The sequence below is a fragment of the Helicobacter himalayensis genome (genome assembly GCF_001602095.1).
Taxonomy (GTDB): Bacteria; Campylobacterota; Campylobacteria; order Campylobacterales; family Helicobacteraceae; genus Helicobacter_F; species Helicobacter_F himalayensis.
Map to the genome: position 1 here is coordinate 639,026 of NZ_CP014991.1, position 22,088 is coordinate 661,113.

The 22,088-nt window shown below is 40.8% G+C and carries 24 protein-coding genes, 1 other RNA gene and 2 pseudogenes; 12 read left to right on the forward strand and 15 right to left on the reverse strand.

The features are described 5' to 3' along the window. Positions 1-10: 10 nt before the first annotated feature. The gene (locus A3217_RS03070; RefSeq protein WP_066387792.1) at positions 11-832 is read left to right on the forward strand and encodes a thiazole synthase; all 822 of its coding nucleotides are present in this window, start codon (positions 11-13) and stop codon (positions 830-832) included. 213 nt (positions 833-1,045) lie between these two features. Here A3217_RS03070 and A3217_RS03075 read toward each other — a convergent pair whose 3' ends face one another. From A3217_RS03075 to A3217_RS03085, 3 genes are all read right to left on the reverse strand, one after another. After that, positions 1,046-1,780 carry a zinc ribbon domain-containing protein gene (locus A3217_RS03075; RefSeq protein ID WP_066387793.1) on the reverse strand — a complete coding sequence of 245 codons (735 nt, stop codon included), beginning with the start codon at positions 1,778-1,780 and terminating at the stop codon, positions 1,046-1,048. A 9-nt stretch (positions 1,781-1,789) separates the two neighbouring features. Continuing rightward, positions 1,790-2,542, reverse strand: coding sequence for a Nif3-like dinuclear metal center hexameric protein (locus A3217_RS03080; protein WP_066387795.1), 753 nt, complete (start codon positions 2,540-2,542; stop codon positions 1,790-1,792). Between the two features lie 105 nt (positions 2,543-2,647). Beyond that, positions 2,648-4,573 carry a Na/Pi cotransporter family protein gene (locus A3217_RS03085; protein ID WP_066387797.1) on the reverse strand — a complete coding sequence of 642 codons (1,926 nt, stop codon included), beginning with the start codon at positions 4,571-4,573 and terminating at the stop codon, positions 2,648-2,650. A 97-nt stretch (positions 4,574-4,670) separates the two neighbouring features. Between A3217_RS03085 and truD the strand changes: the two genes are divergently transcribed. Together truD and A3217_RS03095 are read left to right on the forward strand one after the other, a co-directional pair. Then, entirely contained in the window at positions 4,671-5,780 is a 1,110-nt protein-coding gene (gene truD / locus A3217_RS03090; RefSeq protein ID WP_066387800.1) for a tRNA pseudouridine(13) synthase TruD, read from the forward strand. A gap of 49 nt (positions 5,781-5,829) precedes the next feature. After that, positions 5,830-7,890 carry an LTA synthase family protein gene (locus A3217_RS03095; RefSeq protein ID WP_066387803.1) on the forward strand — a complete coding sequence of 687 codons (2,061 nt, stop codon included), beginning with the start codon at positions 5,830-5,832 and terminating at the stop codon, positions 7,888-7,890. Positions 7,891-7,893: 3 nt separating this feature from the next. Here the strand turns inward: A3217_RS03095 and ychF are convergent, their stop codons facing one another. The 8 genes and pseudogenes from ychF to folD form a co-directional block, all read right to left on the reverse strand. Further along, the gene (ychF, locus tag A3217_RS03100) at positions 7,894-9,003 is read right to left on the reverse strand and encodes a redox-regulated ATPase YchF (RefSeq protein ID WP_066387805.1); all 1,110 of its coding nucleotides are present in this window, start codon (positions 9,001-9,003) and stop codon (positions 7,894-7,896) included. A 76-nt stretch (positions 9,004-9,079) separates the two neighbouring features. Next, positions 9,080-10,483, reverse strand: a pseudogene (locus A3217_RS03105) (leucyl aminopeptidase); the annotation flags it as partial. A 10-nt stretch (positions 10,484-10,493) separates the two neighbouring features. Then, on the reverse strand, positions 10,494-11,228 hold the full coding sequence (locus tag A3217_RS03110; RefSeq protein WP_066387809.1) for a DedA family protein: 735 nt from the start codon (positions 11,226-11,228) through the stop codon (positions 10,494-10,496). Positions 11,229-11,281: 53 nt separating this feature from the next. Then, on the reverse strand, positions 11,282-11,812 hold the full coding sequence (locus A3217_RS03115) for an adenine phosphoribosyltransferase (RefSeq protein WP_066387812.1): 531 nt from the start codon (positions 11,810-11,812) through the stop codon (positions 11,282-11,284). A 22-nt stretch (positions 11,813-11,834) separates the two neighbouring features. Further along, complete coding sequence (locus A3217_RS03120; protein WP_066387818.1) at positions 11,835-12,179, reverse strand: hypothetical protein; 345 nt, start codon at positions 12,177-12,179, stop codon at positions 11,835-11,837. 15 nt (positions 12,180-12,194) lie between these two features. Then, entirely contained in the window at positions 12,195-12,656 is a 462-nt protein-coding gene (gene rpiB, locus A3217_RS03125; protein WP_066387822.1) for a ribose 5-phosphate isomerase B, read from the reverse strand. A 9-nt stretch (positions 12,657-12,665) separates the two neighbouring features. Then, a complete protein-coding gene (gene lepB / locus A3217_RS03130) occupies positions 12,666-13,883 on the reverse strand; it encodes a signal peptidase I (protein WP_082807858.1) in 1,218 nt (405 codons plus the stop codon). A gap of 9 nt (positions 13,884-13,892) precedes the next feature. After that, positions 13,893-14,729: a bifunctional methylenetetrahydrofolate dehydrogenase/methenyltetrahydrofolate cyclohydrolase FolD gene (gene folD, locus A3217_RS03135; protein ID WP_066387825.1), complete on the reverse strand. Its 837-nt coding sequence runs from the start codon at positions 14,727-14,729 to the stop codon at positions 13,893-13,895. Positions 14,730-14,806: 77 nt separating this feature from the next. On the opposite strand from folD, the gene A3217_RS03140 reads away from it, so the two are divergent. Next, entirely contained in the window at positions 14,807-15,274 is a 468-nt protein-coding gene (locus A3217_RS03140; RefSeq protein ID WP_335339531.1) for a c-type cytochrome, read from the forward strand. A 241-nt stretch (positions 15,275-15,515) separates the two neighbouring features. Here the strand turns inward: A3217_RS03140 and ffs are convergent. From ffs to A3217_RS03165, 4 genes are all read right to left on the reverse strand, one after another. Then, positions 15,516-15,613: signal recognition particle sRNA small type (gene ffs / locus A3217_RS03150), an RNA gene on the reverse strand. A gap of 52 nt (positions 15,614-15,665) precedes the next feature. After that, positions 15,666-16,346, reverse strand: coding sequence for a homeostatic response regulator transcription factor HsrA (gene hsrA, locus A3217_RS03155; RefSeq protein ID WP_066387828.1), 681 nt, complete (start codon positions 16,344-16,346; stop codon positions 15,666-15,668). A 200-nt stretch (positions 16,347-16,546) separates the two neighbouring features. After that, the gene (locus A3217_RS08755) at positions 16,547-17,161 is read right to left on the reverse strand and encodes an FkbM family methyltransferase (RefSeq protein ID WP_082807859.1); all 615 of its coding nucleotides are present in this window, start codon (positions 17,159-17,161) and stop codon (positions 16,547-16,549) included. Continuing rightward, the gene (locus A3217_RS03165; protein ID WP_066387830.1) at positions 17,097-17,549 is read right to left on the reverse strand and encodes a class I SAM-dependent methyltransferase; all 453 of its coding nucleotides are present in this window, start codon (positions 17,547-17,549) and stop codon (positions 17,097-17,099) included. Before A3217_RS03165 ends, A3217_RS08755 begins: the two co-directional genes overlap by 65 nt. Before the next feature lie 258 nt (positions 17,550-17,807). Here A3217_RS03165 and rpsJ point away from each other — a divergent pair, with 258 nt between their 5' ends. From rpsJ to rpsC, 8 genes and pseudogenes are all read left to right on the forward strand, one after another. Continuing rightward, positions 17,808-18,119: a 30S ribosomal protein S10 gene (gene rpsJ / locus A3217_RS03170; RefSeq protein ID WP_066387832.1), complete on the forward strand. Its 312-nt coding sequence runs from the start codon at positions 17,808-17,810 to the stop codon at positions 18,117-18,119. Positions 18,120-18,149: 30 nt separating this feature from the next. Then, positions 18,150-18,728, forward strand: coding sequence for a 50S ribosomal protein L3 (gene rplC, locus A3217_RS03175; RefSeq protein WP_066387835.1), 579 nt, complete (start codon positions 18,150-18,152; stop codon positions 18,726-18,728). 25 nt (positions 18,729-18,753) lie between these two features. Next, on the forward strand, positions 18,754-19,377 hold the full coding sequence (gene rplD, locus A3217_RS03180; protein WP_066387839.1) for a 50S ribosomal protein L4: 624 nt from the start codon (positions 18,754-18,756) through the stop codon (positions 19,375-19,377). Between the two features lie 9 nt (positions 19,378-19,386). After that, positions 19,387-19,668: a 50S ribosomal protein L23 gene (locus A3217_RS03185; RefSeq protein ID WP_066387842.1), complete on the forward strand. Its 282-nt coding sequence runs from the start codon at positions 19,387-19,389 to the stop codon at positions 19,666-19,668. Positions 19,669-19,681: 13 nt separating this feature from the next. Beyond that, complete coding sequence (gene rplB / locus A3217_RS03190) at positions 19,682-20,509, forward strand: 50S ribosomal protein L2 (RefSeq protein ID WP_066387844.1); 828 nt, start codon at positions 19,682-19,684, stop codon at positions 20,507-20,509. 9 nt (positions 20,510-20,518) lie between these two features. Continuing rightward, the gene (gene rpsS, locus A3217_RS03195) at positions 20,519-20,800 is read left to right on the forward strand and encodes a 30S ribosomal protein S19 (RefSeq protein ID WP_066387845.1); all 282 of its coding nucleotides are present in this window, start codon (positions 20,519-20,521) and stop codon (positions 20,798-20,800) included. A gap of 11 nt (positions 20,801-20,811) precedes the next feature. After that, positions 20,812-21,180: pseudogene (gene rplV, locus A3217_RS09330) on the forward strand (50S ribosomal protein L22); the annotation flags it as partial. 161 nt (positions 21,181-21,341) lie between these two features. After that, positions 21,342-22,088 (forward strand): 30S ribosomal protein S3, encoded by a 747-nt coding sequence (gene rpsC / locus A3217_RS03205; protein WP_066387854.1) that lies wholly within the window; start codon positions 21,342-21,344, stop codon positions 22,086-22,088.

Consider the following 22,088-nt stretch of genomic DNA (forward strand, 5'->3'; position numbering starts at 1 on the left):
AAGGTTACTTATGCAAAAATCACAAAAAGACTTGGAAAATCTCTTAAATGCGCTTGATGTGCCATTAGTCATTGGCAATAAAACCTTGCAATCGCGCCTTATTGTCGGAAGCGGGAAATATAAGGATTTCAAAACCACGAGAGAAGCCACGCTTGTCTCTGGCGCAGATGTCATCACCATAGCTGTGCGAAGGGTGAATATTTTAGATTCCACGCAGGAAAATTTGCTGGATTATTTTAAGGACACGCAAATTTCATTCTTGCCAAACTCTGCTGGGTGCGTGAATGCAAATGAGGCAATTACGCTTTTTAGACTTGTGAGGGAGGCTTGTGGGATTGATTTTATTAAGCTTGAAATTATTGGCGATACGCAAAAAACGCTCTATCCTGATGTGATTGAGACGCTGAAGGCGTGCGAGATTCTCGCAAAAGAGGGTTTTTGCGTGTTGGCTTACACAAATGATGATCCTATTATGGCAAAGAATTTAGAATCTGCGGGTGCAAGTGCGGTAATGCCCCTAGCTGCACCCATTGGTAGCGGACTTGGGATACAAAATCGCTATAATGTTTTATTTATCAAAGAAGCAGTACGCGTGCCTGTGATTGTTGATGCGGGCATTGGGTGCGCATCTGATGCGGCGGTGGCAATGGAGCTTGGCGCTGATGGGGTGCTGACAAATACCGCAATCGCTACCGCGCGAAACCCCTTGCTTATGGCATATGCGATGAAACACGCAGTAATCGCTGGACGTGCGAGCTTCCTAGCTGGTAGGATGGAGAAAAAGCCCTACGCAAGCGCGAGCTCACCAACACAAGGTATGCCAAAACTTTAAGAGACATTTTTTGTTTTGCAAATGCAATAGCAAATTTTTATAAGTCCTATAGATTTAAGCTTCCAAAAAGCGTTGAATATGAACGCGCAAGCGAAGTGTAACGAATCTAGAGCGGAGGTAAAGCAGAGGCGAAGCGGAATTCGCTTCCGCGCAAGTGATACAATTAAGGGAATAGAATTGGGCGGGATTTTTTCCCGTCAAAGGATTAAAAAGCTAGAGTTCTATACATTCTTTGTAAGTTTGTTTGTCGCTTGGATAGAGAATCCTTCCGCAATGCGGGCAAGTAACGATTTCGGCATTTGAAAGCACTTCAGCATAGGTTTTGTCATTGATACGGATAAAGCACCCGCCACACGCCTGTTTAAACACCGGCACAACACTTGTATTTTTCGCCCAACGGCGGATTTTTTCATAAAATGAAATACTCTTAGAATCTGCCTTACCTACAATATCTCTGCGCTTTTCAAAAAGCTTTTCTTGCTCTTTTAGAATCGCATCAACTTCACTTTGCACGCTAGATTCTAATTCTTTGATTTGCACTTCAAGTGCATCTGTTTGTGTTTTTAATTCTTGCATATCCTCTTGCTTTGCGCGTAGTTTTAGTTGATGAGAGTGGATTTCTTCATTTGCCACGCTTAGATTTTCCTTTGCGATGTCTTCTTCGACATTAAGCGCGCGGAGCTCTTTTTCGCTGCGGATTTCTTGCTGTTTTTTGGTAATGCCTTCGATACGTGCGATACTTTCGCCAACCATACGCTCGCTCTCATTGATTTGGAATTGCAAACTATCGATTTGCTCTTGAAGATTCTCAATATTTTGCAAAATTTTTGCTTTTTGTGCAATGTGAGAATCCAGCTCTTTACGCACAAGCGCGATTTTTGGGCTAAAGTCATCAACTTGCTTATCAAGTTTTGCAAGCTCAAGGAGAATTTGAAGATGCTTATTCATACGCGTCCTTTATAGATAAGTGATTGGATTTTTACAATCCGTAATTATAGCTTGATAACCTGCATTTTTCAAAATAGAATCTAAAATTTCTACAAAATATTTTTCGCTTTCATAATGCGGGATTTCTAAAAGGCTAAGTCCGAGCGATTTTGCAATCATCGCATCGTGGTATTTCAAATCCCCGCTAATAAGCAAGCCCTCCTTTGGTGCAAGCTTAGCAATGGTGTTAATCTCACTAAATCCACTTCCGCAAATCACAAACACGCGCGAGATAAGCTCATTTGCCTTGAGCGCGCGGATATGAGGTAGTTTAAGCTTTTGCTTGATATTTTGCACGAGATTTTCAAAGCCCATTGGCTCAATCTCGCTCGTGCAGTAAAGTCCAACTTGCTGCGATTGCATAAAACCTAAAACCTCTTGTGTGAAAAATTCATTTAAATGGCTTTTGTCAAAATTTGTGTGCAGTGCGATAAGCGCGCAGTTTTTGGCGATGAGAATCTTTGCGAGATTTGACGGATAGGTGGTGAAATCAAAGTTTTTTAGACTTTTAAAAAACAGCGGGTGATGTGTCAAAATCACGCTATTTGGGCGCATAGCAAGCGCGATTTCTTCAGTTAATTCCAAAGAAAGATAAATTTGCTCAAATTCTTGGCTAAACGCGCCGAGATTAAGTCCGCTATTATCCCACGATTCTTGCGTGTTAAAAGGCGCGTTAAAATCACAAAGTTTGTAGAGATAATCGATTGTGTAATGCTCTTTCATTGTGCCTAATCCTTATTAAATTATATTATCTCGCGGGGAGAAAACCCGCTCATTGCTTGCGTGCATACGGCGTTTTTGGCTATAAACTTGCAGGATTCTATCGCTCTAGTTGGGATTTTTGGAATCTGTTGGATTCTTAGAATCTGTAGAATTTATAGAATCTGCGTTTTGGGATTCTGTATTTTGTGCGCTTTCTTTATGAGATGCTCTATGGGATTCTCGCGTGCGCAGACTTTCTTCAACACCCTCAAAAACATCTTGCTCTTTTTCGCTTAAAGTGATTTGGTAGATTTTGCTTGCGGCTTTGATGATTTCTTTACCCATATTGCTTGCAAAGGCGATGTCATTGAGCAGTGAAGTTGCGTTTGTCGCGCTCAAATTTTCCTCGCGCAAGATTTTTTCAACCCTTAAAAGCGCATTTTTGTCAAACTTTTTTAGTGCCTTGCGTTCTTGCTTAAGGACAGATTCTATTTCCTCATAGCTTGGATCTTCAAGCAAGGTGAGCGATTGGATAGTGTTGAGTAAAGTTGCGATTTGGATTCTAATCGCATTGTATTCGCGCGCCATATTGGCATTTGTGCTTTTTGCATATTTTTTGATATTTTTTTCAAGCAAAATCATATTTTTGGTAGCTTCGGAGAGATTGCGTGCAGCGATGCTTGCTTCATTGCTAAGGCGGATAAACTTGGGGTCATCGATGTGGCTTTGTGTTTTTGTGGCAAAGTCGATTATCGCATCAAAAAGCACCTTGACTTTATGATGATACGCCTCACTTACATTCACTTCACCAGAATACCACTTTTTAGCAAGCAGTTCTTTTGGTGTGAGATTAGCACAAATATCAGAACGCGAGAATCCTAACGAGTGCGCGATAACGCTAAAGACATTGTCATAAAGATGTTTGATTTCATTGTTAAGGGCTTCAATGGCTGTGGTGGGGTAGGAGACGATATTATCATTAAGATAAAGCGGTGCGTCCATATCCGTGGGTTTTTTGCTTTTGATGAAAGTTGTGGCAAATTTCACAAAAACACTAATATAAGGTGTCATAAGCACGACCGCAACGACATTATAAAAGGTGTGAAATACCGCAATTTTAAGCGCGTAATCTGTCTCTTTTATTCCGGTAAATTCGCTAATCACCTCTACAATCATCCTAAAATAATCCAAAAAGATAAGTGCAATGGCGGCAATAATTAGGTTAAAGATGGTATTAACAATCGCTAAACGCTTACCCTCAATGTTTGAGCCAAAGGACGCCACAAGCGCAGTTACCACGCCACCGATATTTGTGCCAATAACAAGTCCGAGTGCGTTATCATAAGTGATAGTATTTGACACAAGCGCGGAAATAATAATAGTAAGCGTAGCAAAGCTTGACTGCACGATGGAAGTAATGAGAATCCCAGCCATCACAAAAATAAATAAATCCTTCCCTCCACCGCTTGCGTATGCGCTCAAATCTAGCGCGCTTTTGTAGCCTTCAAAACCGGTTTTAATTTCCGCGATTCCTAAAAAGAAAAAACCAATCCCAGCGCAAATACTCCCCAAACTCTTAATATTTTTGTTTTTTTGAAAAGTGAGTAAAACGGCGATTACAATTAAAGGCATTGCGATTTTTGCAATATCCATTTTCATACCAATACCCGCGATAATCCAGCCCCCAGTAGTCGTGCCAAGATTTGCACCAAAGACAATGCCAATGGCTTGAGCTAGGCTAATAAGCCCGGCGGAGAGGAAAGAGATTGAGATGATTGTTACAAGTGTTGAGCTTTGCATCAAAATTGTCGTAACAATCCCAAAGAGTAGGGCTTTGAGTTTGCTATTTGTCCATTTAGCGAGAATCTTTTCCAAAAGCCCGCCACTAAAGCCCTTAAAGCCATTTTCTAAAAAAATCATACCAAACAAAAATATCCCCACACCCGCTAAAATCTCTGTCAAAGATGTGTTTGTGCTCATCAAATAAATCGCCACCGCACAAACCAACGGCAACCAGCTGTGTCGCGCTAGATTTCTTAGATTCTCTTTCAAAACCACTCCTTTAGATTCCTAAGTTTTTTTTCAAATCGTGCCAAAAAATTTTGTATAATATTTAAAAAATACTTAAAAGACAAGCAAGGAAAAGTAAATGTATCATCTCACTCATACTCCGATTTCTTTTGTGTTTTCCTCAAACGCGCGGGATTTTGTCGTGCGTGAAAACGCCTTGTATGAGCCAAGCGGAAGGGGAGAGCATCTCTATATTTTTGTGCGTAAAAAAAACTTAAGCACTTTTGCGTTGGTGAATATTTTTTCACAGATTCTTGGTGTAAAGGCGCAAAATATCGGCTACGCTGGGCTTAAAGACAAGTATGCTACAACCTATCAATTTCTTTCAATCCCGCGCAACAAAGAGCGTGCATTGAGTGAGAATCTAGTGCGTTTGGAGGAGCAAAATATCAAGATTCTAAGCGTAAATGCGCACGAAAACAAGCTAAGAACTGGGCACTTAAAAAGTAATACTTTTTTTATGCGCCTAAAAAAAGTCACACCCTTGCACGCCCAAAAGCTTTGCAATGTTTTAAGTACGCTTACAAAAGAAGGGATTCCCAATTATTTTGGCGCGCAGAGATTTGGGAAAAATGGGGATAATCACAAAGAGGGTGAGCAGATTCTGGAGAATTTGCTACATTTTCGTAATAAAAAAATTGAGAAGTTTTTGCGCTCGAGTTTTCAAAGCTATTTATTTAACCTCTGGCTACAAAAGCGCGTGCGTCTAAGCAAATATATAGAATCTTTTAGCGTGAAGGAACTGCTAGAGATTGAGGAGCTTCGCGCGCTTGGGTTAGGGAAAAATGCGCTAGATTCTCTAAAAACTCAAACGCAGTTTTTTAAGCTTTTTAGCGGTGATGTGGCGATGCATTATCCATATGGCAAGGTGTTTGTTTGTGGGGATTTAAGGGCAGAGTGTGAGCGCTTTGTTAATCGCTTAATATCTCCAGCAGGCGCGCTAAGTGGCAAAAAGCTTTTTAAGAGCAAAGATGTGGCGCATATGATTGAAGAGCCGTTTTTAGATTCTCGCTTTAGTGATTGTGGCTCAAGGCGCTATGCGTGGGTGTGGGCGGAAGGAATCGAGTTTAATTACAAAAAAGAGGAGGCGCAGTTTGACTTGCATTTTACACTTCCTAAAGGCTCATACGCGACAACTTTCCTCGAAGCGGTGAAAAATGAGAAGCTAGAATCTTGTTTAGAGGTCTGAGGTTTTGAAAATAATTTAGCATTTTTATAAAGAGGGGTGAAAGAGAGTAGTGAAAATAAAAAAAATTATTTATGTGTGCGGGGTACTTTTTGGCGTATATTTTTTGAGCTTTTTTGGTATGCGATTAGCGATGCAAAATGCGTTTTTGCCGCCATTATCCGAACTTAGGATAGATGAAGTTTTTGCGCTGTATAAAATGGGTGCGTTGCTTGATATGCGTGCGATTTGCCCTATTTTGCTTGTGCTTTTGGTGCTTTTTTATGTTGGGGAGATTCTTAAGATTGCAACGCAAGCTACACAAAAGCTTTTCCCTAAAATAAAATCCCATATATATATACATAATAGGTTGTTCTTGCTGTGTGTGGGCGCTTGTAGCTTTCTTGTCATTTTTAGCGCACTAGGGAATTTTTATTACTTCAAAACCTACCATACAAAAATCGATATTTTTATTTTTGGATTTAAAGATGACGACGCAACCGCGATTTTAAAGATTATTTGGCAGGAGTATCCTGTGCTTGTGATTTTGCTTGCGTGTATGATTTATGCGCTGTTGTGTGTGAGAATAACGCATAAGATTTTGCTTGCACGCGATAAATTTTGCAAAACAAGAGAATCTGCTAAGCCCTGCAAGAATTTTAAGACTATTTTTGTGCTTGTTTTAGCACATCTCCTCACCATCGCACTTTTAATCATCGGTGCAAGGGGTAGCGTGGGGACATTTCCTTTGCGTGAAGATTCGCATCAAATTTTCCAACTTCCAGCATTAAACCATATTGCCACAAATCCTATACTCGCCTTTAGTTGGGCTTTGGGACATTATATAAAGCAAGAAAAGCTTCAGGTTATAAATGATACAAAAAGCGCGCAATTACAAAAAGAGCTTTTTCCTGTTTTTTCGCATAATGTTTCATCTTTGAGTCCCAAGATTCCGCCAAATGTGGTGTTTGTGCTGATGGAGAGTTTTGGAACGAATATGCTTTCTTTGGATTCTCAAAAAGATTTTGATTTGCTAGGTGCGTTTCGATTCTATTTTGAATCTGGCAAAAAGCACCAACAAGCACAGCAGGATTTTACTTTCACAAAGTTTTTGTCCCATCACAATGGCACTGCGTCAAGCTTTGCCTCGATATTTTTTAACGCGCCTCTAAGCACGATTTCACTTTCTCGCTACAAAAATAAAATGCTCGCCCTTACGCCAATGCAAGTATATAAAAATGCTGGCTACAAGGTAATTTTCATCACGTCTGGCAATCGTGCGTGGCATAATTTGGGCGATTATCTTTTGACGCAGGGCGTGGATTCTGTCTTTGATAGTGGTTTTTTGCTTTCTCACTATCCAGCAAGTAGGCAGAGCCAAAACACCTATGGCGTGAGTGATGAGTTTGCGTATAAGTTGGCATTCGAGCTTTTAGATGAAGCGCAGGAGCCACTTTTTATTTTTATTCTAACCACCACAAACCACCCGCCTTTTTCCTTGCCGGCGCATTTTATAGCGCCACAATACAATTTGGAAAGCAAAAAAGAGTTTTTTAAGACCACTGATGAAGCCAAAATGCGCCTTATTAGCAGTGTTTTTACTTACTCAAGCAACGCGTTTGGTGAGTTTATCGCGCAGGTGCGTCATTCTGCTTTGCAGGAAAATACCATAATCGCTGCAAGCGGGGATCATATGTGTAGGGACATCGCTACGCCAGATAATCTCGCACTTGCCTATGGTGTGCCTTTGTATCTCTCAATCCCGCACACAATTGCTAAGAATCTTGATTTCAACCCAAATGCGCTTGGCTCGCATAAGGATATTTTCCCAACACTTTATGCGTTAAGCCTTAAGGAATACGACTATATCTCACTTGGTGGGCGCAATCTCTTTGAAGATTCTAAAAATTTAGAAATCTCGCAATTTTCCAACTTTGCTTACAATGACGCCTTATTAATCACACCTGATTTTATCTTGCCAAATGGCGCAATGGAGGGAATCGCGTATGAAATAAAGGGGGATTTTATTATCCCAACTTCGCAAAAAGTAGCCTTGCCACAAGAATTTACGGACTTCTTCACGCGTAGCAAAGAGCTTGATTGGTGGCAGTTGGGGTATCGACTGCTAAAATAGAGTTTAGACATTAAACCTAAAATGCATCACATCACCATCTTGCACGACATATTCCTTGCCTTCGCTTCGCATTGCTCCCGCCTCTTTTGCCTTTACCTCTCCGCCATATTTGATAAAATCGCTGTAACTAATCGTCTCTGCGCGGATAAAGCCTTTCTCAAAGTCCTTGTGTATCACGCCTGCAGCTTGTGGGGCTTTAGCGCCATTTTTGATAGTCCAAGCGCGCACCTCTTTCACGCCCGCGGTGAAATAGCTAATAAGCCCTAATGTATGGAATCCAGTGCGAATGATTTGTTCTAAGCCAGATTCTGCACTTTTGCTTCCTGTAAGCTCGCGCAAAAATTCCGCGCGCTCCTCATCGCTTAGTCCCACCATTTCTTCTTCGATTTTTGCACAAAGTTTGATAACCTCACAGCCACGTTTTGTGCCATATTCTCGCACTTGTTTGATAAAGTCATTATCCTCTGCAAGCGCGCTTTCATCGATATTTGCACCATAAATCACGCGCTTATTGCTTAAGAATCTTAGCTCTTTGTCAAGTGTGAGAAATTCCTCATTGTCGCGGTTTTCAAAGCTACTTGCTGGTGCGCTAGATTCTAAATGCGCTAAAAGTGCTTGCGCGATTTCTAGGGATTTGAGTGCGCCTTTTTGGGCTTTGGATTCTCGAGTGAGCTTTTCGATGCGTTTATTTAGGCTTGCAATATCAGCTAAAATCAGTTCTAGCTCGATAATCTCAATATCTGCGATTGGATTAATGCGATTTTCTACATGCGTAATGTCAGAATCTTCAAAACAGCGCACAATATGCAAAATCGCATCTGCCTCTTTGATGTTTGCCAAAAACTGATTTCCTAGCCCTTCGCCCTTGCTAGCCCCTCGCACAAGTCCGGCAATATCGACAAATTCAACTTGTGAATGCAACACGCGCTCTGGCTTTACGATTTTGCTTAGCTTATTGAGCCTTGAATCTGGCACTTCGACAATGGCTTTATTTGGCTCGATTGTGCAGAAAGGATAGTTTGCCGCCTGCGCACTTTGGGTTTTGGTTAGCGCATTGAAAGTGGTGGATTTGCCGACATTTGGAAGCCCTACGATACCGATGGAAAGCGCCATTTTAAGCCTTCTTTTTTTGAGAATTTTTATTTTTGGAGTTTTTAGAATCTTGCTTAGGTGCGTGATTTTCTAAAGTTTTTTTAGATTCCAAACTTTCTAAAAACTCTACGCACGCGCGAATCCCCGCACCACTTGCGCCATAAGGGTTTATATCCCATTCTCTCTCTACAAAAGCAGGTCCGGCAATATCAATATGCAGCCATTTTTGCTTGTATTCCTCGCGGATAAATTCTCCCAAAAACATTCCCGCGCTTATCGCGCCACCATAACGACTTGAGCTAATATTACAAATATCTGCGATTTTAGATTCTATGAGTTTTTTTAGATGGCGATTAAATGGTAGGCGCGCCATTAGCTCGCCACTTTTGCGCGCGCTTGTTTCAAAATGCGTCTTTAGCTCCTCATTATAGCCCATAATACCACTTGTATATTCCCCAAGTCCCACGACACACGCTCCTGTAAGCGTTGCAAAATCCACCAAGAAATCAGGCTTCAAATCCTGCGCGTAGCTTAGGCAGTCGCATAGCAACAAGCGCCCTTCAGCGTCAGTATTGCGCACCTCGATACTCTTGCCCTCTCGTGAGAAAAGCACATCATCAGGCTTGTAGGCATCGCCGCCAATCATATTTTCTGCTAAGCCCAAGATTCCATGTACTTCTATGTCTAGTTTTAAATTAGCAATTGCGTTGATTATGCCAAGCACTGCGCACGCGCCGCTTTTATCGGCTTTCATCGTTACCATATAATCCGCTGGCTTTAGGCTTAGTCCCCCGCTATCATAAGTGAGCCCTTTTCCGACAAGCACGACTTTTGCACGTGCATTTTTGCTTTTATAGCGCAAATGCACAAGATAGGGCTTGTGTGCGGAAGCACGATTTACCGCAAGATACGCACCCATACGCTCTTTTTCTAGCTCTTTATGTCCGAGTATTTCGCAGGTTATACCAAGCTCTTTTGCTCTCTCTTCGCAAACATTTGCAATGTATTTTGGCGTGGCAACTTGTGGCATTGTATTGATAAGATCGCGCGCGATATTAAGGCTTTGGGTGAGAATCTGTGCTTTTTTGCAAAGTTTTGGCAATTCTTTACAATCCCCGAGAATCTCCACCACGCGCAAAGCTGACTTTTTTTGCTCACTTTTATAAATCGCGCTTTCATACGCCCCTGAAGCAATCCCAAGCAACAGCGCATAAGTAAGCTCATTGTCCGCAGGTGCTTTAAGGCTTAGAGATTTGAAAGGGAGGTTTTTCGCATATCTTGTGATATTCGCACCTGCTTCGCGCACGCAGTCTGCGCTCCACTCATCAATACCAACTAAAAGCAGTTTTTTTGCTTGTAAGAAAAAAATTCCATTGCCTTCAAAACCTAGCTCTTTGGCGCTTATGATTTCCGCAGAATCTGCGCCTTTTTTAAGATTCTCAAAAATCTCTATGCGCAAAGGTGCGCTTGCACTTTGGACTGCTTTAAGCTCTAGATTCATTTTAGCTCCTTTAATTTTTATTTTGCATAGTTTTTTGTATGCGTTTTATGCTTTTATCCACGCGCTTTGTTTGACTTTTGAAATACCACAGCACGCCACCGCCAAAAAGTAGGGCAAGTGGGATAAGCAAATAGGGGTGATTTTTAAACCAATCAAGCGCGATGAAAATCTCCTCCCCAAAAAACCAAGTCAGCACAATTGTAATCGCTGCCCACACTTGCGCGCTAAGGAAATTTATAAGCGCAAATTTACCCGCGTTGTAGCGCGTAGTGCCTATGCTCATAGGGATAATCGTGCGCATACCATACATATAGCGTTGGATAAAAATAATGCCCCAGCCATATTTTTGCAAAAGAAGGTGAGCGAGGGCAAATTGTCGGCGTTGGGCTTTGAAGCTTTTTTGGATTCCATTACGATTAAGACGTCCAATGTAAAAATAGATTTGATCGCCAATAAATCCACCAAATCCCGCAACAAAGATTGCTAAAGGCATAAGCATTTTTCCATCATGCACAGCAAGCCCAGCAAAGATAAGCCCAAGCTCACCCTCCAAAATTCCCCAAAAAAATAAAATCACATAGCCCCAACGTTCCACATGCTCTTCCCAAAGTGTGGTGATAAACTGCTCAAGTGAGAATCCTGTGCTTTGGTAATACGCCACAAGCGCGGTGAAAAGCACAAAGAATCCACTCCACATAATGGCTTTCTTGGGATTTTGTTTGATGAAGTTTGAGAGTTTTTTCATAATGCCAAATTTCCTTAAATAGAGTTCCTTGAAAATAGTTTTAAAATAGCACTTTACACATCTGTGACACAAAAAACTTCAACAGATTTTTTGAGCTTTTCCACACCATCAAAATTGCTTAGATTCACTATGAAAGCCGCTTCTATACATTGTGCGCCAGCACTTTTAATGAGATTTAGCCCAGCTTGAGCCGAGCCACCAGTGACGATTAAATCATCAATAAGCACCACGCGCGCATTTGGCACATTTTCAAAGGCATCAATGTGAATTTCTAATTCATCAAAGCCATATTCAAGGCTGTATTTTTCGCTGATTGTGGTGAAGGGAAGTTTGCCTTTTTTGCGGATTGGGATAAAGCCGATATTGAGCGCATAGGCTAATGCTGCACCAAAGATAAATCCACGAGATTCAATGCCGGCGATAAAATCAATCTTTTGCCCCTCATAGCGTTTTTTCAAAAAATCAATAACTTCGCCAAAGACTTCTTTATTCCTCACAAGCGTGGTCACATCATAAAACAAAATGCCCGGCTTTGGGTAATCTGGCACCGTGCGTATAGAATCTATTACTTTTTGCTTGTTCATTGTTTCTCCTTAAATTTTAGATTTAAAGCAGAGCCTCGATTTTTTGCTCGAGTTCTTTAATGCGCGCTTTGTATTTATCAGTTTCGATTCTGTATTGAGAATTACGCGCTTTGAGAAGTTTGACTTCGTTTTTAAGCGCATTCATTTCTGTTTGCATATTATCAATATTTCCCAATGCGCGTTGTAATTGCAGCTGGTGTTTGCGCACGAGAATCTCCGCTTCATTTAGTGTGAGCTTCATTGAGGCAGAGCTTTTCTCTTCTTTGCGCGCGACACTTTTATAAAAAAACGTCCGCACAATCATATACAGCACAAAAAGTATAAAACTTACAAGGAAAAACCATTTCGCAAAAAAACTCCCCACCATTATTTGTCCTTTGCTTTATAAAATTTGTGAATCTAGCTTTTTAACACGCTCACTATGGCGCTCGCCCTCAAACTCTGCGTTTAAGAATGCTTCCACAATCTCTTGTGCCATTGTCTCACCAATCAAGCGCCCGCCAAGGCAGAGCACATTTGCATCATTATGCGCGCGCGCGAGTTTAGCAGAAAGAGATTCTGAACAAAGTGCCGCGCGAATGCCTTCAACACGATTTGCAGCAATACTCATACCAATTCCGCTTCCACAAACAAGAATCCCGCAAGCGCGCGAGGTTTCTTTTACTTTTTGTGCGAGTGCAAAGGCATAGTCTGGGTAATCCACGCGTTGCGCGCTATTTGCGCCTAAATCCTGTGTGTTCATACTATTTGCTTGTAAAAATTTCACAAGAGAATTTTTCAACTCAAAGCCGGCGTGGTCGCTTGCAAGGAAAATTGTGCTAAAAGTTTTAGATTCTAAAGACATGGTTAATCCTTATTGTGCATTTTGTTTTAAGAGTTTGTCTAAATGTGGTGGTAGCGGGATTTGACTTTGTGAATAATCCACCATTGGCTGGTAGGATTTAGCCTCAAAAGGTTGCGTGATAAAGTCCTTATTAAGAGGAGAGCTTGTCTTATTATGGCGCTTGTCTTTAGCAAGCTCATTTAGAGAATCCACACTTTTAAACATTCTCTCCCAGCGTACCACATAGCGTTTGCTCGTATCCACATCAGCGTTTGCTTCTTCACTATTTGCCTTTGTGAAACTTAGGTAGATAAACCACGGCGTGCCGATTACATTGCTATAAGGCACGCTTCCCCAAAAGCGCGAGTCAAAGCTATTGTTGCGATTATCCCCCGCCATAAAAAAAGAATCTTCTGGTACTTTGTGATAAAAAATCACTTCATCATTGCTTGTGAGTCTATCCATTCTCGTGCCGATTCCATAGGGTGAAAGCATTTCTAAAAAAGTCATATTTTCTACTTTCACAAAAGAATCTAATGGCGCATTTACAAAAGATTTTTTAAACAAATCACAGTCTTTGCGCCCATCGGCTATTGATTCTCTTTTTTCGCCATCGCATATTTTTTCAAAAAACTTCTTGTTTTGGGCGTCATAGTAGTATTTTTCCAAATCCAATGGGCGCGAGATTTGCAGTTTTGGTAAATCTGCAGTTTTCCAAAAGGTAGGAATATACTCAATCCCGCCATATTGTTTGATAAAAGGATCTTGAATATAGAGTTTGCCAAAAAATTCCTTTGTTCCGCTATTTATCACACCATCTTTAGATAGTTTTGCTTCCATTTGCTTAATCTCTTCATCACCACCTTTTGGACGCAAGAAATAACCATCTTTGTTGAAAATCACTTCATCGCCACCTGTGGCAAATACGCGCTTGACATAGTAGGTATCTTGCTCTAATGGTGGGATAAAGACGACAACTTCCCCGCGTTTAGGACGCGAACCCTCAATCAAATGCCCATTACCAAAAATATCAGGCACAATTGCTTTATCAATGATTGGCATTCTAGGAAGCGGGATTCCATAACTAAACTTTTTTGCTAGCAACAAATCGCCCTCAAAAAAGCTACCAACCATCGAGCGCGTAGGGATAATAAAAGGTTGCACGACAAAAAATATCAAAAGCAATACAATGACAATCGTGCCAACCCAGCTTGAGCAAAAATTCTTAAATTTTGTAAAAAAATTCATTTGTTTCCTTTATTTGTGAAAATTTTTCGCGGCTTTGAGCGTGTTTTGCAAAAGTGTAGCGATTGTCATCGGACCTACACCGCCGGGCACTGGCGTGATGAAACTGCATTTTTTACTGACAGGTTCAAAATCCACATCACCCACTAAGCGTCCATTTTCCAAGCGATTGATGCCAATATCTATAACTATCGTGCCTTGCTTTATCATCTCTGCATTGAGTAGATTTGGCTTGCCAACGCCCACACACACAATATCTGCTTCGCGTGTGTAGCTACTAATATCGCGTGTTAGAATATGGCAAAGGCTAGGCGTTGCGCCAGCGTTTAGCATAAGTGCTGCAAGTGGTTTGCCTACGATATTACTAGCGCCGATGATGGCGACATTTTTCCCGCGCACCTCGATTTTATAATGTGCTAAAAGATTCATAACTCCAAGTGGCGTGGCAGGGCAAAAGCACTCTAGCCCCAAACGCAAACGTCCGACATTGTAGGGGTGGAAGCCATCGACATCTTTTTGTGGTGCGATAGATTCTAGGATTTTAGAAGTATCAATATGCTTTGGCAGGGGAAGTTGCACCAAGATTCCATGCACGCTTGCATCATTATTGAGCTTTTGAGTAAGAGAGAGAATCTCCTCCTGCGTGCAAGTTGTGGGTAATTCAAACTTCAAAGACACAAAGCCAACTCTTTCACACGCCTTTTGTTTCATATTCACATACGCCCTGCTCGCGGGATCATCGCCTACCAAAATCACTGCCAAAGAGGGTTTTAAATCTTGTTTTTTCAGCTCGGCGATGATTTGAGATTCTATATTTTGCGCTAGATCTTTGCCATTTAAGAGTTCCACTTTGCCCCTTTTTTGCTTTGGAATAAAATTTGTATTATACTATGATTACATTTCAAAAATACTTTTTGGCGGTGTGTATGTGCAAAATTATGTATAAATTTTTATTTTGCGCGGTTCTTTTTTGCACGCAGATTCTAGCACAAAATGCAGAATCTAGCGAGCAAAATGCGCAAAGTGACGATGTGGAGGCGATAGATTCTCAAAGCGTAGAATCTGGGGATTTTGTGGATTCTGCGCTAGATATTTTAAGTAGCAAGGAAGAAGAGTTTGAGGGCTTTATAAGCTTTAAGGATTATGGAAAAAATCTCTACAAAAATCCGCGTGGCATAGGCTGTGATAAATGCCATGGTGCAAATGGCGAGGGCGGGATCATCGCAAGCTACATATATAAAGGAAAGGCAAAATCGTTGAGTGCGCCTTCAATTAAGAATTTGGAATTTAGTATTTTTCGTAAAGCGCTAGATTCTCAAAAAATAGGTGTAATGCCAAATTATTATCTGACAGACAAAGAAATCGAGGCGATTTATTTTTATTTGTATGAGTGACTTGTGTTTGAGCGCTTGTTGAAGATTCTATGTGATTTGCGTATTTGTTTTGCAAAGGGCATTTTATTGGAGGAGGGGGGTGTTTTTGGAATTTTAAAATCTACTCTGTTGATTTGTGTTATCTTTGCGGGAGTTAAATTCTGCTTTGCGTGTATATTTTATAGTTTTTTTGAATTTATGAGATTGCAAGATTCTGTCGTATTTGGCGGAATTTTAGAATCCGGTTTGTGAAAGGTGAAACCCCCTTACAGATTGCTACGGCACACAAAAAGACGAGGTGCTCTGCTGTGTTCCCACCCTGAAGCGTTGCCTAGAATTTCCATTGCATAGGTCTATAAAGAGGCGGGCGCAATTATACACGCCTTAGCCTTAAAGAAAAATTACAAACTTCTTAGTTTTCTGTTGGAGCTTTTGGATAGCAGAATCTATACCCTCTACGACGCACGGTTTCAATTGTAGCGATACCTAGAGGTTTGTCCATTTTTTGGCGGATTTGATTAATCGCAACTTCAATCACATTTGGCGTTACAAGCTCCGGTTCTTCCCAAATCGCATCAAGCAACTGCTCTTTTGAAACGATTTGGTCCCTGTGGCGCGCTAAATGCGTAAGCACTTCAAATGGCTTGCCTTTTACCTCGATTTCCTGTCCTTTGTAGGTGATTTTTTCCTCATCAGGATTGATAGTAAGCTCTTCAATTTCAATCACACTTGAACCCCAAAATTTCAAGCGTGCCTCCATACGCACAAGCAAAACCTTAAGATTGAGCGGTTTTGCCACAAAGTCATCAGCACCATATTTAAACGCTTGAATTTCGCGTTCGGGATCGTTTTTTGATGAAATGATGACTACAGGTGTGCGCGGAGATTTTTCCTTGATTTGTGTGATGATGTCAAGTCCAGAGCCATCGCTCAAAGACCATTCGCTCAAAACCAAGTCATAATTTCGGATACTAATATAGTATTCCCCGTCTTTGAGATTTTCAGCCACATCGGTCTGATAACCATTTGTGTTTAACACTTCGCTTAATGATTTGTTAAGCGCAGAGTCGTCTTCTATAATTAAAATACGCATAGACTTTCCTTTTTTTTGTTTGTGTTATTTGTAAAATGATTTCAGCGCATATTATAGCGCAAAGATTGCAATATTTTCAGAAAAATTTAATTTTTTAAAGCGCAAAAATATTGCAATCCTCTAACCCTTAATTTAAGGCTATTGAGGAATTATTTGGGATTTGGGTTGGAGGAGGGAATCTTAAAGAGATATTTTGCAATTTAAGAATCTGGTGTGGAGTTGATAAATTTCGCACATTCATAAGGTTCAAAAGGGCTATTTTCCGGGAAAAGTAGCACATCATAGTAATAGATGTTTTTATCGCTGTATAAAGTGTAGTCTAAAAGTAACTTAAGATTTTGGATATCAGAGAGTTTTGCCACGCAAAGTGGTGTGCCAAAATTATCAAAAATTAGTGCTTTATGGTAGCCTAAGGATTCTAAGTAGCTAAAAATACTTAAAGGATCTTCATTTTGAGCTTGTAGGTGAAACATATCCCATTCAAACAAAACAAGGCTTTGAGATTCTTTAAGTGTTTGTTGTGCGCTACGAAGCACCTTAAAATCAAAGCCATCGGTATCGATTTTGATAAAATTTGGTTCAAAGTGATGTTTCAACACAATGCAATCAAGCGTTTTGAAAGTAAGAGGATTGCTGTTGTTTTTGGTATTTGAGAAATCTTCGTGGTGTGTAGATTCTGAATTTGTAGGGGTGATTTTTTCTAAGCGTCCGCTACCTTGAGCAAGGTTGATATTGTATGCGCCTTCCAAATCAGTTATAAAACAATTTTCTATCCTTATCCCCCCCCCCTTGTTGCTCTTTAAGGATTTTTGCATAATGCCTAGAGATATTTTCTCTCAATAGATTAAAATAGCTTTTTTCTCCCTCAATTAACAAAAAATCTGCATATGTGGTATTTGTCAAAACAGCAGTATCCCCAATATTTGCACCGATGTCAATCATTTTAAGCTTGCCTGTTTTGCTTTGAATGTATAAAGCGATTTTGTGGAGTTGCGTATCGTAATTTGGATAAAGCTTTTGATTAATGAAAAGTGTGTGTGAAAGAGGCATGCTAAGTGTGAATCCGCGAAACTCTAATGTAATGACAGGGTCATTAAATCGCAAGAATACTGCACGAAGTTTGGAAAATATTCTAAAGCCAAATCGTGTCTTGGAGGAAAGAATTTGCTTGTAAATAAATGTCGCGAGTGATTTTGCTAACATTAAAAACTCCTTTAATTTTGTTTTGTGATGTTCTTGTCTTAATTATTAAAAACAAGAAGTTTTGCGATTATACAGGAAATCCCGCTGAGAATTACAGAATTTTTATAGAAAAATATCCTTATTAAAAGGAAATAAATTTTTAATAAAAACGCGAAAATGTGGGAAAAGTATTGCTAAAAAAATCATTTTTTACTATAATTGCGCGCTTTGAAAATACATTGCATCGCAATGGGTTCTTTAATGAAAAGGATAGATTATATGGAAAAGATTAGACTAAAACTCAAAGCCTATGATCATAGGGTTTTGGATCGTTCTGTGGCTGCAATAGTAGAGGCTGTAAAGCGCACTGGTAGTGAGATTAGAGGACCGATTCCTCTTCCGACTAAAAAGCGACGCTACACGGTGCTTAAGTCTCCGCATATCAACAAGGATTCTCGCGAGCAGTTTGAGATTAGGGTGCATCACCGCATCATAGATATTATGTCTGCTACGCCTGATACCGTTGATAGCCTTATGAAGCTTGATTTGGCTCCTGAAGTTGATGTAGAAGTCACTTCTATGAGCAAATAAGCAATTTTAGTTAAGTTTAAGGACTGAGTTATGGAATTTATCGTTGAAAAAATCGGTATGAGTCGCACGATAGGCGTGAAAAGCGAAGCGGTAACTTTGTTGCGTGTGCTAAATGCCAAAGTGTGCGAGGTGTATGAGAATGGAAAAGCGCTTGTTGCTTATTCTAAGGGAAAAACACTTAATAAGCCAATTGCTGGGATTCAGAAAAAATATAACCTAAGCAAAGAATTTAATACATTCGTAACACTTGAGGTTGCCAATAAAGAGCAAGGCGATTTGAGCCTAGAAGCGCTTAGTGAGGCAAAAAGCGTAAAGAGCATTTTTAATACAAAAGGGCGCGGTTTTAGTGGCGCGATGAAAAGATGGAATTTTCAAGGTGGTCCTGCTGCGCATGGTAGTAGATTTCATAGAAGATTGGGTTCTATCGGCAACCGCGAATGGCCGGGTCGTGTACAGCCGGGCAAAAAAATGGCTGGACATTATGGCAATGAGCAAGTGAATCTAAAAAACGATGTGCTTTCTTTTGATAAAGAAAGTAATGTTTTGGTGCTTAAAGGTTCTGTGGCGGGCTACAATGGTGCGTATGGCAAAATCAAAATTACCAAATAGTTAAGAAAACGAGGGGTTAAAGTCAATGAGCAAAGCAATTGTATTAGATGCAAATCTAAAAAAGAGCAGTGAAATCGAGCTTCCTAAAGAATATGCAGAGGTAAATGAGCATAATCTCTACCTTTATATAAAGTCATATTTGGCGTCATTGCGCTCAAATACTGCGCAAGCAAAAAAGCGTGGAGAGGTAAGCGGTGGCGGTAAAAAACCATGGGCACAAAAAGGTGGCGGACGCGCAAGAGCGGGAAGTATCACTTCGCCTGTATTCGTAGGTGGTGGTGTGGCACATGGTCCTAGCAAAAGGAACTATGAGCTTAAAATCAATAAAAAGCAAAAACGCCTAGCTCTAGAGTGTGCGCTCGCACAAAAAGCAGAAACTGGAAAGCTTTTTGTTGTGGATTCTGTGGCTGTGGCCAGCGGAAAGACAAAAGACGCATATACGAAGTTTAAAGCTTTTAATGAAAAAAATGTGCTTTTTGTTTCGCATTTTAGCGATGAGCCAACTTTCCTAGCGTATCGCAATTTAAGAGAGTGTGGGCTTGTAGATTCTAATGAATTGAATGCGTATTTGGTAGCAGTATTCCGCTGTGTGGTAATAGAAAAGGCTGTTTTTGATGAGATAACTCAAAAAGCGCCTAAGCAAGCATAAGGAGGCGTTATGGCAGACATTACAGATATCAAAGCAATCCTTTACACAGAGAAATCTCTTTCTTTACAGGAAAATGGGGTGATTGTTGTGCAAACCGCAAGTGGGGTAAGCAAAAACCAGCTTAAGGCGGTATTTAAAGAGTATTTTGGCTTTGTGCCTTTGAAAATTAATTCTCTTAGGCAAGATGGTAAAACAAAGCGTTTTAGAGGCAAGGAAGGCAAAAGGGCTTCGTTTAAAAAATTCTATGTAAAAGTTCCTGAGGGCGCAAAAATTGATGCGCTATCAGTGTGAGAAGGAGTGAAAAATGGCAATTAAAACTTACAAGCCCTATACGCCTAGCAGACGCTTTATGAGCGTTTTAAGCTCAAAAGACATCACTGCAAAAGCGAGCGTGCGTGGTTTGCTAACCAAAATTGCAGTAAGTTCTGGGCGCAATAATAATGGACGCATTACAAGTCGCCACAAAGAAGGTGGAGCAAAAAAGCTTTATAGAATCATTGACTTTAAGCGCAATAAATTTGGCATACAAGGCAAGGTAGCAGCAATTGAGTATGATCCGTATAGAAATTGCAGGATAGCCCTTATCCATTATCCTGATGGTGAAAAGCGCTATATTATCCAGCCTTCTGGCTTGAAAGTGGGTGATGTGGTGCTTGCAGCAGAATCTGGACTAGATATTAAAGTTGGCTTTGCAATGAAGCTCAAAGCAATTCCTATTGGAACAATTGTGCATAATATCGAAATGCACCCCGGCGCGGGCGGACAGCTTGCTAGAAGTGCAGGTGCGAGTGCGCAGATTATGGGGCGCGAGGGCAAATATATTATCCTAAGAGTGCCAAGTGGTGAGATGCGCTATATTTTAGAAGAGTGTATGGCGACAATCGGCGTTGTGGGAAATGAAGATTTTATCAATATCTCTATTGGTAAAGCTGGGCGCAATCGTCATCGTGGTATCCGCCCACAAACACGCGGAAGTGCGATGAACCCCGTAGATCATCCACATGGTGGTGGTGAAGGTAAAACCGGTTCAAGCGGACACCCTGTATCACCTTGGGGCATTCCAGCTAAGGGCTTTAAAACTCGCAAGAAAAAAGCAAGCGATAAGCTCATTATTTCAAGAAAGAAAAAGTAAGGAAAAGCAATGTCAAGATCAATCAAAAAAGGTCCATTTATTGACGCGTGTTTGTTAAAAAAGGTGCTGAAAGCCAAAGATTCTAAAGATAATAAGCCTATTAAAACTTGGTCAAGAAGAAGCACGATTCTCCCTGATATGATAGGTTTTACTTTCAATGTGCATAATGGGCGTGCGTTTGTGCCAGTGTATGTTACAGAGAATCATGTCGGCTATAAGCTTGGGGAATTTGCTCCTACAAGAACTTTTAAAGGACACAAAGGCAGTGTCCAAAAGAAAATCGGTAAGTAAGGGATAAAAAAATGAGTAAGGCATTATTACGACATATTAGGCTTTCTCCGACTAAGGCACGCCTGATAGCTAGGGAAGTGCAGGGTATGAATGCCGAGCTTGCGTTGGCAAGCTTGGAATTTACACCAAATAAGGCGGCAAGAGTGATTGCAAAGGTCATCGCTTCAGCTGTAGCAAATGGAAGTTATGATGCGCAAGAAGTTGTTGTGCTTTCATGCCGTGTTGATGCGGGTCCTGTGTTACGCAGATTCACGCCGCGTGCAAAAGGTCGTGCTACGCCTATCCACAAACCCACTTCGCATATTTTTGTCGAAGTGGGTAGCAAGAAGCAAGAGCAAAAGACGCAAAAAGTAGATTCCAAAAAGCAAGCGACTAAAAAGATAGAGAGCAAAGTAGATTCTAAAGTTGCTTCAAAAGATTCTATAGAATCCAAGCCAAAAGCTCCAAAGGCTACCAAAAGCACAAAAACGGTAGGTGTGGTAAAGCCAAAAAGCACAAAAGCACAGGCAAGCAAAAAATCAGAAGGTGAGGGTAAATAGTTATGGGTCAAAAAGTTAATCCAATAGGTCTAAGATTAGGAATAAACAAAAATTGGTCTTCGCGTTGGTTTCCTTCCACGCAGGTAACACCTTCTAATATTTTGGAAGATTACAAGATTCGCAAATTCTTAAAAAGTGAGATGTATTATGCAGGTGTGAGTGATATTATCATTGAGCGTGCAGCTCACAAAGTGCGTGTAACCGTGATTGCATCAAAACCCGGACTTATCATTGGTAAAAAGGGTGTGGATATTGATAAACACAAGGAATCTCTTAGGAAACTCGTGCAAAAAGATGTTTCAATCAATATCAAAGAAGCAAAGCGTCCGCAAACAAATGCACAGCTTGCAGCAGAAAATGTTGCTACACAGCTTGAAAAGCGTGTGGCTTTTCGCCGTGCGATGAAAAAAGTTATGCAAACAGCGCTTAAAAATGGCGCAAAAGGTATTAAAGTGAAAGTTTCTGGACGCTTGGCTGGTGCTGAAATGGCAAGAACAGAATGGTATATGGAAGGGCGCGTGCCGCTTCATACGTTGCGCGCGAAAATCGACTATGGTTTTGCAGAGGCAATGACAACTTATGGAATCATTGGCGTGAAAGTGTGGATTTTCAAAGGTGAGGTTTTGCAAAAAGGTATCGCACAGGAGCGTGAAGCTAGAGATATTAGAGAGAGAGGCGAGCGCGAGAGCAGAGAAAATAAAAGCGAAGAAAGAAGTGAGCGCACTAGATCAAGAAGAGGGAGGCAATAA

What these genes read in the sequence shown, in the direction of transcription:
- lepB (WP_082807858.1), bottom strand. Translation starts at nt 13,883, where the DNA reads ATGAATTTTTTTACAAAATTTAAGAATTTTTGCTCAAGCTGGGTTGGC.
- rplB (WP_066387844.1), top strand. Translation starts at nt 19,682, where the DNA reads ATGGCAATTAAAACTTACAAGCCCTATACGCCTAGCAGACGCTTTATG.
- truD (WP_066387800.1), top strand. Translation starts at nt 4,671, where the DNA reads ATGTATCATCTCACTCATACTCCGATTTCTTTTGTGTTTTCCTCAAAC.
- A3217_RS03075 (WP_066387793.1), bottom strand. Translation starts at nt 1,780, where the DNA reads ATGAATAAGCATCTTCAAATTCTCCTTGAGCTTGCAAAACTTGATAAG.
- rplC (WP_066387835.1), top strand. Translation starts at nt 18,150, where the DNA reads ATGGAATTTATCGTTGAAAAAATCGGTATGAGTCGCACGATAGGCGTG.
- A3217_RS03080 (WP_066387795.1), bottom strand. Translation starts at nt 2,542, where the DNA reads ATGAAAGAGCATTACACAATCGATTATCTCTACAAACTTTGTGATTTT.
- A3217_RS03120 (WP_066387818.1), bottom strand. Translation starts at nt 12,179, where the DNA reads ATGGTGGGGAGTTTTTTTGCGAAATGGTTTTTCCTTGTAAGTTTTATA.
- A3217_RS03185 (WP_066387842.1), top strand. Translation starts at nt 19,387, where the DNA reads ATGGCAGACATTACAGATATCAAAGCAATCCTTTACACAGAGAAATCT.
- rpiB (WP_066387822.1), bottom strand. Translation starts at nt 12,656, where the DNA reads ATGTCTTTAGAATCTAAAACTTTTAGCACAATTTTCCTTGCAAGCGAC.
- rpsC (WP_066387854.1), top strand. Translation starts at nt 21,342, where the DNA reads ATGGGTCAAAAAGTTAATCCAATAGGTCTAAGATTAGGAATAAACAAA.
- A3217_RS03070 (WP_066387792.1), top strand. Translation starts at nt 11, where the DNA reads ATGCAAAAATCACAAAAAGACTTGGAAAATCTCTTAAATGCGCTTGAT.
- A3217_RS03140 (WP_335339531.1), top strand. Translation starts at nt 14,807, where the DNA reads ATGTGCAAAATTATGTATAAATTTTTATTTTGCGCGGTTCTTTTTTGC.
- A3217_RS03115 (WP_066387812.1), bottom strand. Translation starts at nt 11,812, where the DNA reads ATGAACAAGCAAAAAGTAATAGATTCTATACGCACGGTGCCAGATTAC.
- rplD (WP_066387839.1), top strand. Translation starts at nt 18,754, where the DNA reads ATGAGCAAAGCAATTGTATTAGATGCAAATCTAAAAAAGAGCAGTGAA.
- A3217_RS03165 (WP_066387830.1), bottom strand. Translation starts at nt 17,549, where the DNA reads ATGTTAGCAAAATCACTCGCGACATTTATTTACAAGCAAATTCTTTCC.
- rpsJ (WP_066387832.1), top strand. Translation starts at nt 17,808, where the DNA reads ATGGAAAAGATTAGACTAAAACTCAAAGCCTATGATCATAGGGTTTTG.
- ychF (WP_066387805.1), bottom strand. Translation starts at nt 9,003, where the DNA reads ATGGCGCTTTCCATCGGTATCGTAGGGCTTCCAAATGTCGGCAAATCC.
- A3217_RS08755 (WP_082807859.1), bottom strand. Translation starts at nt 17,161, where the DNA reads ATGCAAAAATCCTTAAAGAGCAACAAGGGGGGGGGGATAAGGATAGAA.
- hsrA (WP_066387828.1), bottom strand. Translation starts at nt 16,346, where the DNA reads ATGCGTATTTTAATTATAGAAGACGACTCTGCGCTTAACAAATCATTA.
- rpsS (WP_066387845.1), top strand. Translation starts at nt 20,519, where the DNA reads ATGTCAAGATCAATCAAAAAAGGTCCATTTATTGACGCGTGTTTGTTA.
- A3217_RS03110 (WP_066387809.1), bottom strand. Translation starts at nt 11,228, where the DNA reads ATGAAAAAACTCTCAAACTTCATCAAACAAAATCCCAAGAAAGCCATT.